Origin of the sequence: Spiroplasma sabaudiense Ar-1343, assembly GCF_000565215.1 — a bacterium.
In the GTDB taxonomy this organism is placed as follows: Bacteria; Bacillota_I; Bacilli_A; order Mycoplasmatales; family Mycoplasmataceae; genus Spiroplasma_B; species Spiroplasma_B sabaudiense.
In genome coordinates, this window is record NZ_CP006934.1 from 41413 (window position 1) to 61576 (window position 20164).

The 20164-nt window shown below is 33.6% G+C and carries 17 protein-coding genes; 14 read left to right on the forward strand and 3 right to left on the reverse strand.

Going from position 1 to position 20164, the window contains the following annotated elements:
* Positions 1 to 27 precede the first annotated feature (27 nt).
* Both rpoB and rpoC read left to right on the forward strand, forming a co-directional pair.
* Positions 28 to 3774, forward strand: a complete 3747-nt coding sequence (rpoB, locus tag SSABA_RS00205) for a DNA-directed RNA polymerase subunit beta (protein ID WP_084655717.1) — start codon at positions 28 to 30, stop codon at positions 3772 to 3774.
* Between the two features lie 104 nt (positions 3775 to 3878).
* Complete coding sequence (rpoC, locus tag SSABA_RS00210; protein ID WP_025250594.1) at positions 3879 to 7643, forward strand: DNA-directed RNA polymerase subunit beta'; 3765 nt, start codon at positions 3879 to 3881, stop codon at positions 7641 to 7643.
* Positions 7644 to 7816: 173 nt separating this feature from the next.
* Here rpoC and SSABA_RS00215 read toward each other — a convergent pair whose 3' ends face one another.
* Positions 7817 to 8974 (reverse strand): hypothetical protein, encoded by a 1158-nt coding sequence (locus SSABA_RS00215; protein WP_025250595.1) that lies wholly within the window; start codon positions 8972 to 8974, stop codon positions 7817 to 7819.
* Between the two features lie 84 nt (positions 8975 to 9058).
* Here SSABA_RS00215 and rpiB point away from each other — a divergent pair, with 84 nt between their 5' ends.
* From rpiB to SSABA_RS00275, 12 genes are all read left to right on the forward strand, one after another.
* The gene (gene rpiB, locus SSABA_RS00220) at positions 9059 to 9496 is read left to right on the forward strand and encodes a ribose 5-phosphate isomerase B (RefSeq protein WP_025250596.1); all 438 of its coding nucleotides are present in this window, start codon (positions 9059 to 9061) and stop codon (positions 9494 to 9496) included.
* On the forward strand, positions 9489 to 10721 hold the full coding sequence (glyA, locus tag SSABA_RS00225) for a serine hydroxymethyltransferase (RefSeq protein WP_025250597.1): 1233 nt from the start codon (positions 9489 to 9491) through the stop codon (positions 10719 to 10721). The genes rpiB and glyA overlap by 8 nt, the downstream gene beginning before the upstream one ends.
* Positions 10722 to 10734: 13 nt before the next feature.
* A complete protein-coding gene (gene upp, locus SSABA_RS00230; RefSeq protein ID WP_025250598.1) occupies positions 10735 to 11358 on the forward strand; it encodes a uracil phosphoribosyltransferase in 624 nt (207 codons plus the stop codon).
* Between the two features lie 169 nt (positions 11359 to 11527).
* On the forward strand, positions 11528 to 11881 hold the full coding sequence (locus SSABA_RS05210) for an MG406 family protein (protein ID WP_394330313.1): 354 nt from the start codon (positions 11528 to 11530) through the stop codon (positions 11879 to 11881).
* Between the two features lie 43 nt (positions 11882 to 11924).
* The gene (locus SSABA_RS00240; RefSeq protein ID WP_025250600.1) at positions 11925 to 12833 is read left to right on the forward strand and encodes a F0F1 ATP synthase subunit A; all 909 of its coding nucleotides are present in this window, start codon (positions 11925 to 11927) and stop codon (positions 12831 to 12833) included.
* Between the two features lie 18 nt (positions 12834 to 12851).
* Positions 12852 to 13166: an ATP synthase subunit c family protein gene (locus SSABA_RS00245; RefSeq protein WP_025250601.1), complete on the forward strand. Its 315-nt coding sequence runs from the start codon at positions 12852 to 12854 to the stop codon at positions 13164 to 13166.
* 7 nt (positions 13167 to 13173) lie between these two features.
* Entirely contained in the window at positions 13174 to 13704 is a 531-nt protein-coding gene (gene atpF / locus SSABA_RS00250) for a F0F1 ATP synthase subunit B (protein WP_025250602.1), read from the forward strand.
* A gap of 1 nt (position 13705) precedes the next feature.
* A complete protein-coding gene (locus tag SSABA_RS00255) occupies positions 13706 to 14257 on the forward strand; it encodes a F0F1 ATP synthase subunit delta (RefSeq protein WP_025250603.1) in 552 nt (183 codons plus the stop codon).
* Between the two features lie 10 nt (positions 14258 to 14267).
* On the forward strand, positions 14268 to 15839 hold the full coding sequence (gene atpA, locus SSABA_RS00260) for a F0F1 ATP synthase subunit alpha (RefSeq protein ID WP_025250604.1): 1572 nt from the start codon (positions 14268 to 14270) through the stop codon (positions 15837 to 15839).
* 6 nt (positions 15840 to 15845) lie between these two features.
* Positions 15846 to 16697 carry an ATP synthase F1 subunit gamma gene (atpG, locus tag SSABA_RS00265; protein WP_025250605.1) on the forward strand — a complete coding sequence of 284 codons (852 nt, stop codon included), beginning with the start codon at positions 15846 to 15848 and terminating at the stop codon, positions 16695 to 16697.
* Between the two features lie 13 nt (positions 16698 to 16710).
* A complete protein-coding gene (gene atpD / locus SSABA_RS00270) occupies positions 16711 to 18111 on the forward strand; it encodes a F0F1 ATP synthase subunit beta (protein WP_025250606.1) in 1401 nt (466 codons plus the stop codon).
* Positions 18112 to 18141: 30 nt separating this feature from the next.
* On the forward strand, positions 18142 to 18423 hold the full coding sequence (locus SSABA_RS00275; RefSeq protein WP_025250607.1) for a FoF1 ATP synthase subunit delta/epsilon: 282 nt from the start codon (positions 18142 to 18144) through the stop codon (positions 18421 to 18423).
* Between the two features lie 129 nt (positions 18424 to 18552).
* Here SSABA_RS00275 and SSABA_RS00280 read toward each other — a convergent pair whose 3' ends face one another.
* Both SSABA_RS00280 and SSABA_RS00285 read right to left on the reverse strand, forming a co-directional pair.
* Entirely contained in the window at positions 18553 to 19473 is a 921-nt protein-coding gene (locus tag SSABA_RS00280; protein WP_038673593.1) for a 5'-3' exonuclease, read from the reverse strand.
* A gap of 32 nt (positions 19474 to 19505) precedes the next feature.
* On the reverse strand, positions 19506 to 20096 hold the full coding sequence (locus tag SSABA_RS00285; RefSeq protein ID WP_025250609.1) for an IMPACT family protein: 591 nt from the start codon (positions 20094 to 20096) through the stop codon (positions 19506 to 19508).
* Between the last annotated feature and the right edge of the window lie 68 nt (positions 20097 to 20164).

Here is a 20164-nt window from a genome sequence, read left to right on the forward strand (position 1 = left end):
ATTTTGCTTTAATTGGAGGAATATAAGATGAGTTATACTGTAAAGAAAATAAACCAAGCCGTTCAAAGAAGGGATTATACTAAAGTATCTGGTAATTTACCATTGCCAAATTTAATAGAGTTACAAACCGATACTTTTGATTGATTCCAAAAAAAGGGAATTGATGAAGTTTTTCAAGAGGTATTTCCCGTTGTTTCAAATGATGGTGAAATTGTACTAAGTTTAAAAGATTGAGAATTCAAAGAACCAAGAATTCCAGTAGCAAGAGCAAAAGAAGAATCAAAAATTTTTGAGGCGCCAATTTATGCTAATTTAACATTAACAATTCGCATGGAAAGTGTCGAGATTGAAAAAGAAAATATTTCAGGAAAAACCGAAACTTTCTTAAAGGGTTGATTACAAGAAAAAATAGAAACCACAAATGTTAGCTTTGTTAAAAAGGTTGACAAACTTTATTTTTATGAAGTAAAAAATAAAACTGGAGATATTGAAACAATTCAGATTGAATTAATTGATGACAACGGTGAAATTGTGACAGCAAATGTTGATATTTATAAAGTGGGAGAAGTTTTCTTTGGAGACTTCCCTCTAATGACAGATCGCGGTACTTTCATTGTTAATGGTAGTGAAAAAGTTGTTGTTTCTCAACTTGTAAGATCTCCAGGTAGTTATTTCAAAACAGAACTAAACCGTAAAAACGGAGAGACAATTTATTCTGCTGATATCATCCCAAGTCGAGGTACTTGATTAGAATTTGAAACAGATATTAAAAAACAAATCGATAATAAAATGACAAATGCACTATTTGTTAAAATTGACAAATCACGTAAAACAACCGCAACAAGTCTTTTGACTTCACTGGGAATGCAAAAAGATGAAATTTTGAACATTTTTGATAACAATAGTGTTATTGAAACAACTTTAGAGCAAGATAATTTAACTGGTGAAATCAGTATCGATTGAGAAAACCAAATCCAAGAAATATACAAAAAAATTCGACAAGGCGAAACTGCAACAGCAGACGGCGCATGTAAATACATTTTTGGTTTACTATTTGATAAACGCAAGTACGACTTAACAAAAGCAGGACGTTTTAAATTACAACAAAAATTAGCTGTTAAGAATCGTTTACTAGGAAAAATTCTGGCCGAAGATTTAATTGACAAAAATGGAGTCGTTGCCTTTAAAATGGGTACCGAAGTTACAAAAGACGTTTTAAAAGAAGTTAGCAAAATTTTAGAAGATGGCGCAATGATTTCAAAAATTAACTTTAATAGTTCAATTGATTCTGGAAATGAAATTCAAAAAATTAAAGTATTTAAAGACAATGATTTAAGACAAGAAACCGCAACAATAATCGGAGTAACAAAAACTCGCAGTGATGAATATATTAATGTTCCTGACATTATATCAACACTTTCATTTGCCCTTAACTTAATGGATGGCATTGGAGAAGTTGATGACATTGATCACTTGGGAAATCGTCGTGTGCGAACAGTTGGAGAATTATTGCAAAATCAATTCCGAATTGGGATGATGCGTATTGAAAAAAATGTAAAGGAAAAAATTTCAACAACTAATCCCTTTAAAATGAAACCATCAAGCATTATTAACAATAAACCGTTAACCGCAATAATTGGTGAATTTTTTAATCTTTCACAACTTTCACAATTTATGGACCAAACCAACCCACTAGCTGAATTAACAAACAAAAGACGTTTAACAGCACTAGGTCCTGGGGGACTTAGCCGTGAACGTGCTGGTCTTGAAGTTCGAGACGTTCACCCAAGTCACTATGGTAGAATTTGTCCAATTGAAACTCCCGAGGGACCAAACATTGGTTTAATTAATAACTTATCAACATATGCTCGAATTAATGAATATGGTTTCATCGAAACTCCTTACCGCAAAGTTGAAAATAAAAAAGTTGTTCCCGATAAGTACGAATACTTGACAGCCGATCAAGAACGTGACTTCATTGTTGCTCAAGCAAACATTAAAATTGATAAAGATGGAACTATTTTGGATGATAATGTTGTTGCGCGTTATCGTGGAGACGACATTATGGCAAATGCAGAAGATGTTGACTATGTTGACGTTTCACCAAAACAAATTGTGTCAATTGCCACAAGTTTAATTCCGTTTTTAGAAAATGATGATGCCAACCGAGCATTGATGGGTGCCAATATGCAACGTCAAGCTGTACCTTTAATAAATCCTCAGTCTCCAGTTGTTGGAACCGGAGTTGAATTTGAAGCAGCTCGTGATTCGGGTGATGCTATTGTTGCTCGCGAAGATGGTATTGTTAAATTTTTAGATTCAAGAAAAATTACTTTGGAAACCAAAGAGGGACCAAAGCATTATGTTTTAAGTGATTTTATTCGCTCAAATAATGGAACTGCGATTACCCACTCTCCAATCGTCAAACTAAATCAAAAAGTTAAAAAAGGTGATATTTTAGCTGATGGCCCTTCAATGGAAAAAGGTGAATTAGCTCTAGGGCAAAATGTTGTTGTAGCATTTACCACTTGAAATGGTTATAACTATGAGGATGCCGTTATTGTTTCTGAGCGAATTGTAATTGATGATCGATTTACATCAATTCACATCGATGAATATACAATTGAAAAACGCCAGACAAAACAAGGTCCAGAAGAAATTACTAGAGAAATTCCAAATATTTCAGAAGCTAGCAAAAAATATCTTGACGAAAGCGGAATTATTGCAATTGGTTCTGAGGTTAAAGTTGGTGATATTTTGGTTGGTAAAGTTACTCCAAAATCACAAACTCAGTTATCACCAGAGGATAAATTATTACATGCTATTTTTGGGGAAAAATCAAGAAACGTTAAGGATAACTCATTAAGAGTTCCTAACGGAGGTGAAGGAATTGTTCAATCAATTCGTCGTTTTTCTCGAGCTGATGGCTATGATTTACCAGCAGATATTCTTGAAGTAATTAAAGTTTTTGTTGTTCAAAAACGTAAAATTCAAGAAGGGGATAAAATGGCCGGTCGCCATGGTAACAAAGGGGTTATTTCAAAAATTTTACCAGTTGAAGATATGCCATACATGGAAGATGGAACTCCGGTTGATATTATGTTGAATCCACAAGGGGTACCTTCTCGTATGAATATTGGTCAAGTTTTAGAAATCCACTTAGGAATGGCTGCGGAAAAACTTGGAATTAAAGTCTCAACCCCAGTTTTTGAAGGTTTGAATGACGAAGAACTTCAAGATATTATGGCAGAAGCGGGAATGAAAAATTATGGTAAAGTTACCTTAATTGATGGAAGAACCGGAGAAGCTTTTGATAAACCGATCGCTGTTGGTGTAATGTATATGTTAAAACTTTCACACATGGTTGATGATAAATTACATGCAAGAAATGTAGGACCATATTCATTAATAACACAACAACCATTAGGTGGTAAAGCCCAAAATGGGGGACAACGATTTGGAGAAATGGAAGTATGAGCTCTTGAGGCTTATGGTGCTGCTTATACTCTAAGAGAAATCCTAACAATTAAATCAGATGATATTCGCGGAAGAATAAAAACTTATGAAGCGATCGTTCGTAGTAAAGAAATCCCAAATCCAGGAATTCCAGAATCATTTAATGTTTTAACAAAAGAAATAATGGGTCTTGGTTTTGATATGCATATGATTGATGAGTTTGGTAATAAAGTTTTAATTAATGCATACGAAGATGAAATTCTAGATGATTTCACAGAATATGAAAAAAACAATAATCGAACAATTTCTCAAGCTTAACAAGAAGTTGTTAATAACATTGATTTAGATGATCTTGGCTTGGACGAGCCAGAAGAAGAACTAGATTTAGAACAAAATTTCGATTAGTAAGGGGAAATTAAATAATGGTAAATTCAAAAAATGAAAAAAGAATGATAAAAATTGACCTAGCTAGTCCCGATGTAATTCGTTCTTGATCTCGAGGAGAAGTTACAAAAGCTGAAACAATCAACTATAAAACTTTAAAAACTGAACGCGATGGTCTTTTTGATGAAAGAATATTTGGACCAACAAAAAACTATGAATGTGCTTGTGGTAAGTATAAAAAAGTCAAAAACAAAGGTAAGGTTTGTGAGCGTTGTCTAGTTGAAATTACAGAGTCAATCGTTCGTCGTGAACGAATGGGGCATATTGAACTAGAGGAACCAGTAACTCATATCTGAATGTTGAAGGTGGCTCCAAGCCGAATAGCAGCAATTTTAGATCTTAAAACAAAAGAACTTGAGGAAGTTGTCTACTTTGTTTCCCATATTGTTTTAGAACCAGGAACCTCAAAATATTTAAAAAAAGGTCAGGTTCTAGATTTAGGAAACACTAAAATAAGTATAAAAACTCGTGAAAAATTGACAAAAACTCTAGAAGATATTAAAGAAGATTTTGATTTAAGCGATCCAAAACAAGAAATTGGTTTTCGCCGCGCTGAAAAAATGATTGAAGAATTAAGAAATGCTTCAATTCCTTTTTCTATGGACGAGGCAGCAAGTTTTATTGGAAAGTATACAAATGCCAAATTTGGAATCGGAGCAAGCGCCATTGAAGAGTTATTAAAGAATATTAATTTAGATGAAGCAATTATTAAAATCAAAGAAGAATTAAAAGAAAAGCGTGGAAGCGTTGAACAAAATAAAATGATGAAACGATTGGAAGTTCTAGATTCACTGAAAAAGTCAAATTCACGACCAGAATGAATGATTTTACATGTTATTCCAGTAATTCCCCCAGACATTCGTCCAATAATTCAATTAGATGGTGGAAGATTTACTACATCTGAAATTAATGACTTGTACCGTCGTATTATTATTAGAAATGAACGATTAAAAAAAGTTAAATCAATGGGAGCACCAAGCATTATTGTAAATAACGAAAAACGTATGCTTCAAGAAGCTGTTGACGCCCTATTGGATAACGAACGTAAAGCTCGCCCTGTAACAGGAAAAGACAAGCGTGCTTTAAAATCACTAACATCAATTTTAAAAGGTAAACAAGGTCGTTTCCGTCAGAATTTACTTGGAAAGCGTGTTGATTACTCTGGGCGTTCGGTTATCGCAATTGGGCCTGATTTAAAAATGTATCAAGCAGGAATTCCTCGAGATATGGCAATTATTTTGTTTAAACCATTTGTAATTAAATGACTACAAGAACACAACCATGCTGAAAATGTTAAAGTGGCCGAAAAAATGATCCAATCAGGAGACTTAAAAATCTGGGAAGCACTTGAAAGTGTTACAAAAGACCGACCAGTGCTTTTAAACCGTGCTCCAACTTTACACCGTCTTGGAATTCAAGCCTTTGAACCAAAACTGGTAAAGGGAAAAGCTATTCGTTTACACCCGTTAGTAACAACAGCATTTAATGCTGACTTTGATGGGGATCAAATGGCGGTCCACTTACCAATATCTCCAGAAGCGGTCGCAGAAGCTCGTGTCTTAATGCTTGGAAGTAAAGCGATTTTAGGTCCAAAAGATGGAAAACCTATTGTTACTCCAACCCAAGATATGATTTTAGGAAACTACTATGTTACATTTGAAGAAAAAGGCCAAAAAGGTGAAGGAATGCTATTTTCAAACCCTGCAGAGGCTAAAATTGCTTATGAAGCAGGAGTGGTATCTTTAAACTCTATTATTGCATTGGATGTAAACTCTTTGGATAAGAAACACTTTTCAACAGATAAATCCGGTTATTTAATAACAACTGTAGGAAAGATTTTATTTAATGAAATCTTCTCAGAAAATTTCCCTTGGCTAAACAATAGCAATATTTTTCAAGCTGAGAATGAAGTTGATAAATTTATTGTAAGTGATGACACTAACATTTCTGAATACATCGCCAACAAATATGAAACTCAACAACCAATTAAGAAAAAGGATTTATCAGAAATTATTGATCGCTACTTTAGAACTTATGGTTCACAAAAGACTGCTCAAATGTTAGATAATATGAAGGATTTAGGATTTAAATATTCTTCAAAATCTGGAACAACAATTTCTGCAGGTGACGTTGTTGCCTACAAAAATAAATACGAAGATTTTAAGGTTGCAGATAAAAAAGTTGCTCAAATTACAGAATTTTACAACATGGGTATGTTAACATTTTCAGAGAAGAAACGCCGAGTGATTAATGTTTGATCAGCTGTTAAAGATGAGATTCAAACGCAATTGGAATCGGTATTAAAGCAAGATCCAAAAAATCCAGTATTTGTAATGGCAGATTCAGGAGCAAGGGGTAATGTTTCCAACTTTACTCAGCTTGTAGGTATGCGTGGTCTTATGAATGACCCGAAAGGTGATATTAAAGAAATTCCAATTAAGTCATCGTTCCGTGAAGGTCTAACAGTTTCAGAATACTTTATTTCAACTCATGGGGCTCGTAAAGGGATGGCGGATATCGCCTTAAAAACTGCCGATTCAGGGTATTTAACTCGTAGACTTGTTGATGTATCTCAAGAGATTATTATTACAGAAACAGACTGTGAACCATCAAAAGGGTTTGAAATCGGAGATGTTGTTGAAACAAAACATGATAACATCATTGTTCCGCTGCGAGACCGTTTAATGGGACGCTATATATTTGCTGATGTTGAAGATGAAAAAGGAAATACCATAGTTCGTGGTGATACTTTAGTAGATGAAGAAATAGCAAATCAAATTATCGAAGCCGGGGTAAAAACCGTTCAAATTCGTTCGGTATTAACTTGTGATAGTGATAAGGGAATATGTAAAAAATGTTATGGAATTAATCTAGCAACAGGAGAGCTTGTTGAAATTGGTGAACCTGTCGGAGTTATTGCTGCCCAGTCAATTGGTGAGCCAGGAACTCAGTTAACAATGCGTACCTTCCATACCGGAGGGGTTGCCGGGGGAGATGATATCACTCAAGGTCTTCCACGTATTAAAGAACTTCTTGACGTAACAAACCCAAAAGGAAGTGTTGCGATTATTTCTCAAATTGACGGAGTAATCTCAGAGATTATCGAAGAAGATGGAATGTTTACTGTCATTGTAAAATCAAACAATGATGAAAGAAAATACAAGTCACAATACGGAGCAATTATCCGTGTTAAAGTTGGCGAACCTGTGACTCGTGGTCAGAAATTAACTGAGGGTGCGATTAATATCAAAGATTTACTTGAAGTTGCGCGTATTGAAGATGTAGAAAACTATATTTTAAAAGAAGTGCAAAAAGTTTACCGTTTGCAAGGAATTGAAATTTCAGATAAATACATCGAAATTATTGTAAAACAAATGTTAAATAAAGTTAAAATTATTGATTCAGGTGACACCGATCTGCTTCCCGGGGAAATTGTAACAGTTAAAAATTACAAATCTGTTATTACCAAAGCGATTGTTGAAGGCAAAAAACCACCGTTAGCTAAATACACAATTTTCGGTATTAAAAAAGCTCCTTTGGAGTCTGAGTCATGACTATCGTCAGCCTCGTTCCAAGATACAGCTAGAGTTCTTGTAAAAGCAATAATCAAAGGTAAAATTGATAAGCTTGAAGGACTGAAAGAAAACATTATGTTAGGAAACCTAATTCCTGCGGGAACCGGACTAACAGGAAGTGCTGAAATTATCAAACGTGGCCAAGAAAGTTTGGCAAACGAATATTAAAAATAAAAAAAATAAAAAACCCCGTACATTCGTATAGGGTTTTTTATTTTTCTATAATTTGAAGATAATTTTTTATAGCCTAACTTTATGGTGAAGATCACCAACAAGCCATTCCGAAATTTGTAGTTTTTATTTTTTGAATCTAAAATTCTATAATAGTTTTTATTTTTTAATTACTTAGTTACCCCTAAGTAATCGGTGCTATAATATTTTCATAAAAATAGTCCGACTGCAAAAAGCCCAACCCCATAAAACAGTAGGCTAGAAACTCCTAAAATTAGCAAAAATTGATTTTGTATTTTAAGAACTTTTGAGTATTTAAAAGCAAATGCTGATAGGCAAATAACCACTACCCCTGAGACCACCCACAAACTTAGACAAAACACCCAAGCAATGTTGCTAACAAAAAAATATTTATGTTCTTCTTTTGTTTGGTTTCCTAAATAGTTTTCCACCCCTGTTAACAGTCAAATTCCTAAGCCGATCATTGCAAGTGATGCAATAATTGATAATAATAAATAAATAATCTTTGACTTTAAATTGTAGTTTAACAATTTTATTTGAAATCCCAAATTAACTTCTTGGTTGTTTCCTTGTTTTTGAGCCACAAAATTATTGATTTTTGTAAATCCAAGAAGTATTCCAACCATTACTAAAATAATAACAATACTACTAATTGATAATAAAAATATTCCCTTTTCTATACCAATTGCAAAAAAGAAATACGGATAAGAAGTTCAAATATCAGCTCCTTGATTGGTACGAATCATCCCCCTTGTTAAAACAAAGATAAGGTAAAATACTAAAAATCCGACCGCAATTAAAATATAAAATTTATTAAACTCAAGTTGGTTTATTTTTTGTTTTCCACACTGGTAAGTTCAAGCCCCGATAATAAATCCGGGTGTAACCAGATGAAGAATAATACTATAAATTAATCGAGTAATATCTGAGTAGTCATTTATAAATTTGGTTTGAAATCCTTCCCCAACAGCTTTGACCCCAGCTAGTCCCATTCAAAATAAAATCATTGTTAGGGTCATATATGATGCCATAATTGTTCACCAATTAAAGTTTATTTTCCCTTTCGGTTTCAAAAGTACAACAGTAAAAAATATTGCAAGCAATCAATTACTTCATGTGGTTCAAAAGCTAAAACTGGCCAAAACCCTTTGTCAACCATTCATTACAGCAAAACCTTGTTCGTTATTAATTTCCCCAGCAAAACGAGGGGCTGGACGATAAACTCCAAGAACAATATCTGATATTAAAAAAATTCACAGTGCTATAAGCATAATTCAAAAAAAAGAGTAACTAATTTTATTTTTCATATTAATGTTCCTTACAATTTATTTCTATTTTGATTTATTTTATCACGACTATATAGTGTATTATAAAAAAGAGGAGGAATTTAAATGAAAATTTTTATAGGAAATGACCACACCGCAGTTGAAATGAAAACTGCTATTGTTGAATACTTAGAGTCGCAAGGTCACGAAGTCATAAATTTAGGAACAAACGATTTAAATCCTGTAGATTACCCAGATTTGGGTTTTGCTGTTGGGGAAGCCGTTGGAAAAGATGTGACATCGCTTGGAATTGTGATTTGTGGAAGTGGCATTGGAATTTCAATTGCAGCAAATAAAGTTCCTGGTATACGTGCCGCACTTTGTTATGAAAAAGAAGCGGTTGAATTAGCAAGACAACATAATAATGCTAATATTTTGGCTTTGGGAGCACGCTTTATAGCTGTTTACAAGGCTGTAGAATTAGTCAAAGTTTTTTTACAAACTCAGTTTGAAGAAGATCGCCACAGCGAACGAGTTAGAAAGTTGTGTGATTATAATGGATAACGAATTAAAATCATATTTAAACGAGGAATTAAAACGCCAACAAAACCACATTGAACTAATCGCTTCTGAGAATTATGTTTCTGAATCAGTTTTAAAAGCAATGGGAAGCATTGCAACAAATAAGTACGCTGAAGGGTATCCAGGAAAGCGTTACTATGGGGGCTGTGAAGCAATTGATAAAATTGAAAATTTAGCAATCCAAACAGCTAAAAAATTATTTAAAGCAAGTTTTGCAAATGTTCAACCCCATTCAGGTAGTCAAGCAAATGCGGCGGCATATATGGCTCTTTTAGAACACGGCGACAAAGTTTTGGGAATGAGTCTGGATGCTGGAGGCCACTTAACTCACGGTTATCCGCTTAATTTTTCTGGAAAGACTTATGAATTCGTCTTTTATGGTGTTGATGAAAAAACGGAAATGATTGACTATGACGTAATTGAAAAAATTGCCAAAGAACATAAACCAAAATTAATTGTTGCTGGGGCCAGTGCCTATTCACGGGCAATTGATTTTCAAAAATTTCGAGAAATTGCTGATAAAGTCGGGGCAAAATTAATGGTTGACATGGCCCACATCGCTGGCTTGGTAGCTGGGGGTATGCATCAAAACCCGGTTCCTTATGCACACATTGTGACTTCAACAACCCACAAAACTCTTCGCGGAGCAAGAGGGGGATTAATTTTGACAAACGATGAAGCTATTTCTAAAAAAATTAACTCAGCTCTATTTCCTGGGATTCAAGGAGGACCTCTTGAAAATATGATTGCTGGTAAGGCCCAAGCTTTTATTGAAGCTTCAAAACCAGATTTTCAAGATTATTGCAAGGGGGTTGTTGAAAACGCAAAAACTTTGGGGGATGAGCTTCAAAAAGGGGGCTTGCGTCTAGTGGCTCAAGGAACAGATAATCATTTAATCAACATTGATGTAATGAGTCAATTTAATTTAACAGGCAAACAAGCAGAAGATATTCTTGGTGGGATTGGAATCATTGTTAATAAAAATATGATCCCTTTTGACAAACAAAAAGCCTTTTATACTAGCGGAATTAGAATTGGAACTCCGGCGATGACTACTCGAGGTTTTAAAAAAATTGATTTTCAAGAAGTTGGAAAAATCATAGTTAGTGCCTTGAATGATCACTCTGAAAATAATTTACAGGAATTAAGTAAAAAAGTTCATAAATTGTGTCAAAAGCACCCAATTTATGATAACTTTAATTATTAGGGGGTAAAAAAATATGTCTTTTACAATAATTAAGCATCCGTTAATCCTGGACAAATTAACTAGGATGCGACGAATTGAAACAAGCTCAAAGGATTTTCGCGAAAATTTAAATGAGATTGGACAGCTAATGGTTTATGAAATTTTCAGAGATATTCCTTTAAAAGAGTTGGAAATTGAAACACCGGTCAAAAAAGCCGTAGGTTACACTGTTGACATCCCGGTTGTGCTAATCCCCATTATTAGAGCTGGATTAGGAATGACCGAAGGAATTCAAAGACTAATTCCTACAGCGCGCATTGCCCATATTGGTCTTTATCGCGACGAAACTACCTTAGAGCCTGTTGAATACTATGCAAAATCAACCAAAAATATCGATGAAAGTTATGTTATTGTTGTAGATCCAATGTTAGCAACTGGAGGAAGCGCCGCTAAAGCAATAGAAATTGCCAAAAAATGAGGAGCCAAAAACATTAAATTTGTTTGCCTCGTCGCTGTTCCAGAAGGCGTTAAAAAACTACAAGAATCTCATCCTGATGTTGAAATTTACACAGCAGCATTAGATGAGAAGTTAAATGATATAGGATTTATTGAGCCAGGTTTAGGAGATGCTGGAGATCGAATTTTTGGAACAAAATAGTTCTGAAATGGAAAAAAATATAATATAAATTAAAAATAAATGGAATTCAATTATTATTGTAAAAAAAATAATTTTTTCCATTTTTTTTATTTTCAAAGTGCTAATATTAATAAGATGGACTGTTAATTCCACCACAAGGAGAACTTTCATGCAAAGTTGGCGAAATAAGATGATGACTAATTATTTTTTAATAATCGGACTTGTAGTAATTTTCACAATTTCAATTACAATAGTTAGCACCCTTGTTATTTTAAAAATAGTCAGCTGAAATTGAATCACTGGCGTTTTGCTTGGAACTATCACATCGTACACTTCTTTTTTGCTTGTTAGTAAATCAGCTAGATTATTAATTAAGACTGAAAACCACTATTTTCTTTATTTTATGTTTTTATTAAGAATTGGAGTGTATTTTATTACTACCGTGACGGTATTATTACTAAATGACCTATTTGCAATTGAAGGTTTTTTAATTGGATTGGTTAATAGCATTTTTTATCCATTTTTTAAATATAAGAGTGTTTAAAAAATTTAATTAACAAGATGGTAAAAGAAAGGAAGTGCAATAAATGCTTCTTGCTGAAAGTCCCATCGGGGACCAAATTAAAGATTCACTTTATGCCTTTACTCCACAACTTGTCTCGATCTTATTAACTTTTATAACCATTACTACTTTATGCATTATCTACAACGTTAAAATAAGAAATGTTGAAAACCGCGAAAAATTAAGTGGTTTTCTAATATTAACAGAAATGTTTATTGTTGGTTTAGAAGATTTAATAGTGAGTGTTATGGGAAAAAAATACCGAAAATTAACACCATACGCAATGTATATTATTTTATACATTTTCATATCTTGTTTATTTTCCTTACTAGGATTTGAATCGGCGATGACATCGTTAACAGTAACTTTCTCAATGGCTTTTGTAACCTTTATTGGAATTTACTACTTTGGCTTGAAATATCAAAAATTAGCATTTTTTAAAAAATATATTAATCCACTAGAATTAATAACTCAGTTCGTACCATTACTTTCAATGGCATTCCGACTTTTTGGTAATATTTTAGCAGGAAGCATAATTTTAGGATTATTCTATGCTTTTTTTATCGGAGTTCAGGCTGGTTTTAGTGGAGACAAATCGGCGTTATTAGGCATAAATGAGGCGGTTAAAAAGGGTTGACTCAACAATGATATTTGAAATGTCGACCCAAATCATTTGGACTTGACATGAAAAGCCCAATATACTTATTTTTGATCGGGTATAAATATATTTACAACAGCCTTTGGCCCTTTCTTACATATTTATTTTGATTTATTTGAAGGGATGATACAGGCATTTGTGTTTGTAATTTTGACGGTATCCTATTGAGGGGATGCCATGGGCGAAGAACACGAAGAAGAACCAGAACGTCGTCAGAGTTCAATTTCTGGAGTATCAAAAACAGATAAAAGAAAACCCCAAGTGGTTAGAATTTAAATTATAGGAGATTATGAAATGAATACAGAATTTATGACAACAGTTTTTACAAACTATGTTTTAACATTATCGGTAATTTTACCAAACTTCTTTTTTGCAGAAGGACTAACAACAGGAGATGGACTTAAAGCCCTTGGAGCCGGAATGGCTGCCATTGGTGTTTTGGGTGCTGGAATTGGCCAAGGAATAACAGGTCAAGGAGCTTGTTTGGCAATTGGTCGCAATCCAGAACTAGCTGGTCAAATTACAAAAACAATGATCTTGGCTGCAGGAATTGCAGAATCAGGAGCAATTTACGCATTAATTATTTCGCTTTTACTAATTTTTGTTTAGTCGCTAAATGATATTATTTGCAACACCAGGAATACCAGAAATAACCCTTGGGCTATTTCCCAATCTTCCTAACTTTATTGCTCACGTTTTATCAACAATTGTCTTGATAATTTTATTGGCTAAATTAGTTTACAAGCCTTTTAAAAATTCAATTGAAGATCGTCGTAAAAAAATTAATATTTTAATCGATGAAGCAATTGATAAAACGACAAAAGCAAATCGGGATAAAAAAGAAGCTGAAATATTATTAAAAAATGCAAAAAATGATTCGCTAAGTATTATTAAAAATGCTAACTCAGAAGCAGATACAAACAAAATGGCTATTTTAGAACGCGCTCGACGCGAGGCTAATAACATTCAAAATCATGCAAAAATTTCTATCGAGCATGAGAGAGAAGCGCTTAAAGAAGAAATTCGAAAAAACGCTATTGGCATAGCTTTCTCAGCAGCAGAAAAAGTTTTAGAAAAAAATATTTCAATTGAGGAAAATCAAAAAATGATTGAAAACTTTATTGAAGATTTAGACAAGGTCGAATAAAATGATTTTAAAAGAATCAATTATTAGCAACTGGGGTCATGCCCTCCTAAGTATTGCTAAAAAAGAAAACAAAATTGAAACCTATAGCCAACAAGCAAGTGTTATTATTGAAATTTTAAAAGAAAAGCAGGGTTTGAATCAAATTTTGTCAACCCCAAATATTGACTTTGATAAAAAAATGAAAATCATTGACGAAATTTTTGTAAAGTTTGACTTTGAACCTTATATCGTTAATGCCATACGAATCCTTGTTAGACAAAAGTCGTTCATTTATTGTCGTGCTATTTTTAAAAAGCTGCGAAAAAATTTACATGAAGAGCAACATATTTTGTTTGGAACAATTTGATCAACAATTGAATTAAACCCCGAACAAATTAAAAAAATTGAGAAAAAAATAAGTTTAAAATTACAACAAAATGTTGTTTTAATAAACAAATTAGACCCAAAACTAATTGGTGGTATCCAAGTTATTGTTAAGGGTAATACTTTTGATGGATCTATTAGGGGAAAACTCCAAGCAATAAAAACATCATCATTAAGCAATAGAGAGTAGAGTGATTATTTTGGCAATTAATATTAAAGACATTTTTGAAGTAATCGAACAACAAATTAAAAATTATGGCAAAGATATTGTTCACACCGAAGATGGAACAGTCGTTACTGTCGGAGATGGGGTTGCGATGCTTTACGGTCTAGAGAACGCAATGATGGGAGAATTGTTAATTTTTCCAAACGATGTTTATGGTATGGTTCTGAACCTAGAAGAAGGAGCTATCGGAGCTGTTTTAATGGGAGACGACTCGCTTGTTAAAGAAGGAGATATTGTCAAACGTTCTGGTAAAGTTGTTGAAACATTGGTGGGAGACGCTTTACTTGGCCGAGTTGTTAATGCCTTGGGGGTTCCAATTGATGGTAATGGTCCAATTAATTCAAAAGAATTTCGTCCTGTAGAAAAAATTGCCTCGGGGGTTATGGCTAGAAAATCTGTTGAAGAACCACTTGAAACTGGTATTTTGGGAATTGATGCCATCATTCCTATTGGTAAGGGGCAACGTGAACTTATAATTGGTGATCGTCAAACAGGAAAAACAGCAATTGCAATTGATGCAATTATTAATCAAATTGGAAAAAATGTTAAATGTGTTTATGTTGCAATTGGCCAAAAAGAATCCACAGTTGTTCAGATTGTAGAAAAACTAAAACAAGCGGGGGCAATGGAATTTACAACCGTTGTTTCAGCATCAGCTAGTGAGTTGGCGCCCTTACAATACATTGCTCCATATACAGGAGTAACAATTGCAGAAGAGTGAATGAGTAAAGGCGATGATGTTTTAATTGTCTATGATGATTTATCAAAGCATGCCGTTGCTTATCGTACAATGGCCCTGTTGTTACGTCGCGCACCAGGAAGAGAAGCCTATCCAGGGGATGTCTTTTATTTACATTCAAGATTACTTGAACGAGCAGCTCGGGTAACCAAAGAATTTGGTGGAGGAAGCATTACAGCTTTACCAATTATTGAAACTCAAGCCGGGGACATTTCCGCATATATTCCAACAAACGTTATTTCCATCACAGATGGACAAATATTTTTAAGTGAATCTTCATTTAAGTCTGGTGTGAGACCCGCAGTTGATACAGGGTTATCTGTTTCAAGGGTTGGTTCTGCCGCTCAAATTAAAGCAATTAAACAAATGGGTGGAACCCTAAAGCTTGAGCTAGCTCAATATTATGAACTTGCAGCATTTGCCAAATTTGGTAGTGATTTGGATGAATCAACTCAGCAAACCTTAGAGCACGGAAAAAGAATTATTGAGTTATTAAAACAGCGTCAGTATCGCCCAATCTCACAAATTGATCAAGCCATCATTTTACTAGCAATTAAAAGTCGCTTAATAAAATGATTGCCAGTTGATTTTATGAGCTACTTTAAAGACTCTTTAATCCACCACTTCAATAAATCTCCAGAAGGTAAAAAATTGTGAACTCGACTTGATAAAGCGCAAGCTTTTGATGACAAATTAGAACAAGATGTTTTAGCAGAAATTAAAATTATGTTAAAGCGTGCAATAAAATTAATTGATAAGTATGATTATAGTCAATATGGCAAAATTGAAGAATATAAGAAGATTTAAAACCACATGGCAAATTTAAGTAATTTAAAAAGCGAAATTGCCAATGTTAAAGATATTGGTAAAATCACAAGCGCCATGGAGTTGGTTGCAACAGCAAAGTTAAAACGTGTTGCCAAACGAGTTAACGAAATTAAAGCGTATGTTACAGAAGTGTACCAGGTTTTTAATGAAATTATTTCATCAACAGATAAATCCATTTTTTTAGCCAATCCTGCAAAAAAAATAGCTAAAACATTGTGAATTGTCATCAACTCTAATTTGGGTTTGGCAGGGGGCTACAATTCTAACATAAATAAAATGGTTTTAAAAAACATGAAACCCCAAGATGAAATTTTAGCAATTGGGGGTAAGGCTGTTAATTTTTTTAAAGAAAATAAAAAACAAATTAACGGTTCGATTTTGGATGTAGATGTTAACTTCACCAATGATCATGCCCGAAAAATCAGTGTTGAAATTTTAGCCAAATTCACAAATGAAGAATTTGATGAAATTCAAATCGCTTATACAAAATTTATAAATAATGTTACTTTTGAGCCAACACTACTGCAACTATTTCCAATTGTTAAAATAGAAAATTCAAAAGCTATTCGGGTGGCAGAAACTATTTTTGAGCCCAGTGCTGAAGAGGTTTTAGAAGCATCGGTAATGTTGTATATAAATACGATTATATTTGGAACAATAATTGAATCACAAGTATCAGAACAAGCGAGTCGAAGAATGGCGATGGAGAATGCCACAAAAAACGGAAAAGAATTATCAGACAATTTATCCATAGTCTATAATCGTAAACGTCAAAACACAATTACACAAGAGATAACAGAAATAGTAAGTGGAGCAAATGCTCAAAATGATAAATAGGGGGTAGAAAATTATGGGAAATACAGGAGAGGTCGTTCAAGTATTGGGGCCTGTTGTTGACGTAAAATTTGATGAAAATAAAGTTCCTCGTCTTTACAACGCCCTGGTCTTAAAAAATCAAGATACGGATTTAACCCTTGAGGTAATTCAGCACATTGGTGATGAAATTGTTAGAACAATTGCCATGGGACCAACAGAAGGATTAGTGCGAGGAATTAAAGTAACAGATTCGGGTTCCCCAATTTCAGTTCCAGTTGGTAATGAAGTTCTTGGTCGAATGTTTAATGTCTTGGGAGAACCCATTGACAACATGCCAATAGTAAAAACCAAAAAAATGCCCATTCATCGTCAGGCACCAATTTACGAGGAACTAACAACCTCAGCTGAAATTTTAGAAACAGGAATCAAAGTTGTTGACTTAATGACTCCATTTGCAAAGGGTGGTAAAATTGGTTTATTCGGAGGAGCTGGAGTAGGAAAGACTGTTTTAGTACAAGAGCTAATTAATAATGTCGCCAAAGCACATGGGGGAATTTCGGTTTTTGCCGGAGTTGGAGAAAGAACCCGTGAAGGAAATGATTTATACTTTGAAATGAAAGAAGCTGGGGTATTGGAAAAAACAAGTTTGGTTTTTGGCCAAATGAACGAACCCCCAGGAGCTAGAATGCGAGTGGCTTTAACAGGTTTAACGATTGCAGAATACTTTAGGGATGTCAAAAATCAGGACGTTTTATTGTTCATTGATAATATTTTTAGATTTACCCAAGCAGGGAGTGAGGTTTCAGCTTTGTTGGGAAGAATGCCAAGTGCTGTTGGTTACCAACCAACCCTTTCAACAGAAATGGGAGCACTTCAAGAGCGCATTACTTCAACAATAAATGGTTCAATTACCTCAGTTCAAGCGGTCTATGTTCCAGCAGATGATTTAACCGATCCAGCCCCAGCAACAACGTTCTCACACCTTGATGCTAGAATTGTTTTGGATCGTTCAATTGCAGCTCTTGGAATTTATCCAGCAATCGACCCCCTAGCATCAAGTTCTAGAATGCTAGACCCTGAAATTGTTGGAGAAAAACATTACCAAGTTGCTTTGGCGGTTCAACAAATTCTTCAAAAGTACAAAGATTTACAATCAATTATTGCTATTTTGGGATTAGAAGAGCTTTCAGAAGAAGACAAAATTGTGGTCAGTCGTGCACGAAAGGTTCGTAACTTTTTAAGTCAACCTTTTACAGTTGGAGAAAAATTTACTGGCCGAGCTGGGAAGTATGTCTCTATTGAGGACACTGTTAAATCATTTGATGCTATCATTTCTGGTAGTGCTGATGAAATCCCAGAATTATTATTTATGTATGCTGGAAGTATTGAAGAGGTTATGGAGCGAGCCGCAACCCCAAAAAATAGGAAAAAATAGTATAAAAATTTTGAACGCGAGGTGCAAAATATGACAACCAAACTAAAAATTATTACCCCAGAGGGGATTTATCTCAACGATATTTTAGTTGATATCGTTAATGTTCAAACAACTGATGGAGATTTGGGAATTTTAGCAAATCATATTCCTTTGGTGGCGACTTTGCGAATCGGAACTTTAAATTATCGCCAAGATAACAAAGTTAAGTACGTTCATGTTCACCGAGGAATTTTGAAAGTTAGCAAGGGTCAGGTAAGAATTATTACAGAAAGATTGTACCCAGTTGATTCAAAAGGAATAAAAATAAAATAGTTTAAATTTTTACAAAAAAAATGTTGTTAATACAACATTTTTTTTGTAAAAGTAAATAAATACAAAGACCTAAGTTTATTACTCCCTATTAATAATAAAAAAATATTAAACTTAAATTTGTAGATAACTTTATTCTTCTTCGATTTTTAATTTATCGTCGATCTTTTTTTCAATAAGACTAACGAAGGCTCACATTCTTTCGCGTTTCAAAAAATACGCATACCGTTTATAATTTATCTTTAAGGGTCTAAAGTCGATGCGACCCAATTTCAAATTTTTTTGAATCGTTGCAATCTTTTTATTTAAAAGAATTTGTTCTTTATTTGATAAAAGACGCTCCTTGTTGCGTTCATCCATATTTTTAATGTTTTGAAAGACGGTTTCTATATTTTGGTATTTTTTCAACAGTTCAATCGCTGTACTATAATGCATTCCTCGCACACCCTTAATGTTATCACTGGCATCTCCCATTAAACTTTTCAAATCTGGAATTTGAATTGGTAAACATCCAAGTTTCTCAATAACGGTTTGTTCACAAATTTCTTCATCATCTTCATTTTTATTTCCCTTTACAATGACAGAAGTTTTATCATTTATTAGTTGGAAGGTGTCTTTATCATTGGATAAAATATGAACATCATATCCTAGATGATTTGAAAGTTTAGCAATCGTACCCATTACATCATCGCCTTCAAAATTTTCTTTCTCATACCAAGGAATATTGATAAATGTTAAAAACTCACGAACCAATTGCATTTGTGGAATCAAATCTAGGGGTGTATCCTTTCGTTTTGCTTTGTATTCGGGATACAATTCTTTACGTCAACACCCTTTGCCAACATCAAATGTAACAATAATAGTTCGATATTTATTTGAATTAATGAAGTCATTAATATTGGCGACAAATGTATAAACGGCATTAATTAAGATTCCTTCTCGATTCCGGGGCAACTTCGATCGCTTTAAAGAGCCATAATAACCTTTGTGCAATAAGTGGTAACCATCAATAATCAAAATTTGATTATTGATGGTGCTTGTTTTCTTCTCCATGCTGCACACTTCCTTAAATTTAATATCTAGTGTTAATTTCATTTAATATATTTACTAATAATATTGTTTATGTTAACAAAATAATTAATGGGTTCTAAAATGTCTGATTGATTTGTTTCTGCAGTAATAAAAACTAATTCATTATAGCTCTTGTGATAAAAAATTTGCTTGTGAATTAAATATTTTTCAACGACTTTTAAATTTTTTATTTCTACGCTAAAATTTATTTCCCATCCCAAAATTCACCGTTGCAGTTCTAATGTTGTGATTAAATCTTTTGCAACTTTGACATAAGCCCTAGTTAAAGGACCGACACCAAGTTTAATACCACCAAATCATCTTGTAACCATAATTATTATGTTTGTTAAATTATTATGTTTAATGAGGTTTAAAAGTGGTTCTCCTGCAGTGCCGTGCGGTTCCCCGTCACTAGAAAATCCGGTCGTATTAGCTTCTCAACCAACACGATAAGCAAAACAGTTATGGGTTGCTTTAGTGTTAACGTGTTTTTCTAAAAAAGTTTTTACTTCTTCAATAGTTGTAACCTGGGCAATAGTTGCTTTAAATTTAGACTTTTTAACTTCGATCGTTAAACTGCTAATTTCTTTGAGAATAGTTTTCATTTTAACCTCCAAATTATTTTACTATTTATATTCTAAAATATAAAAAAAATATTTAATTTAATTTGTAA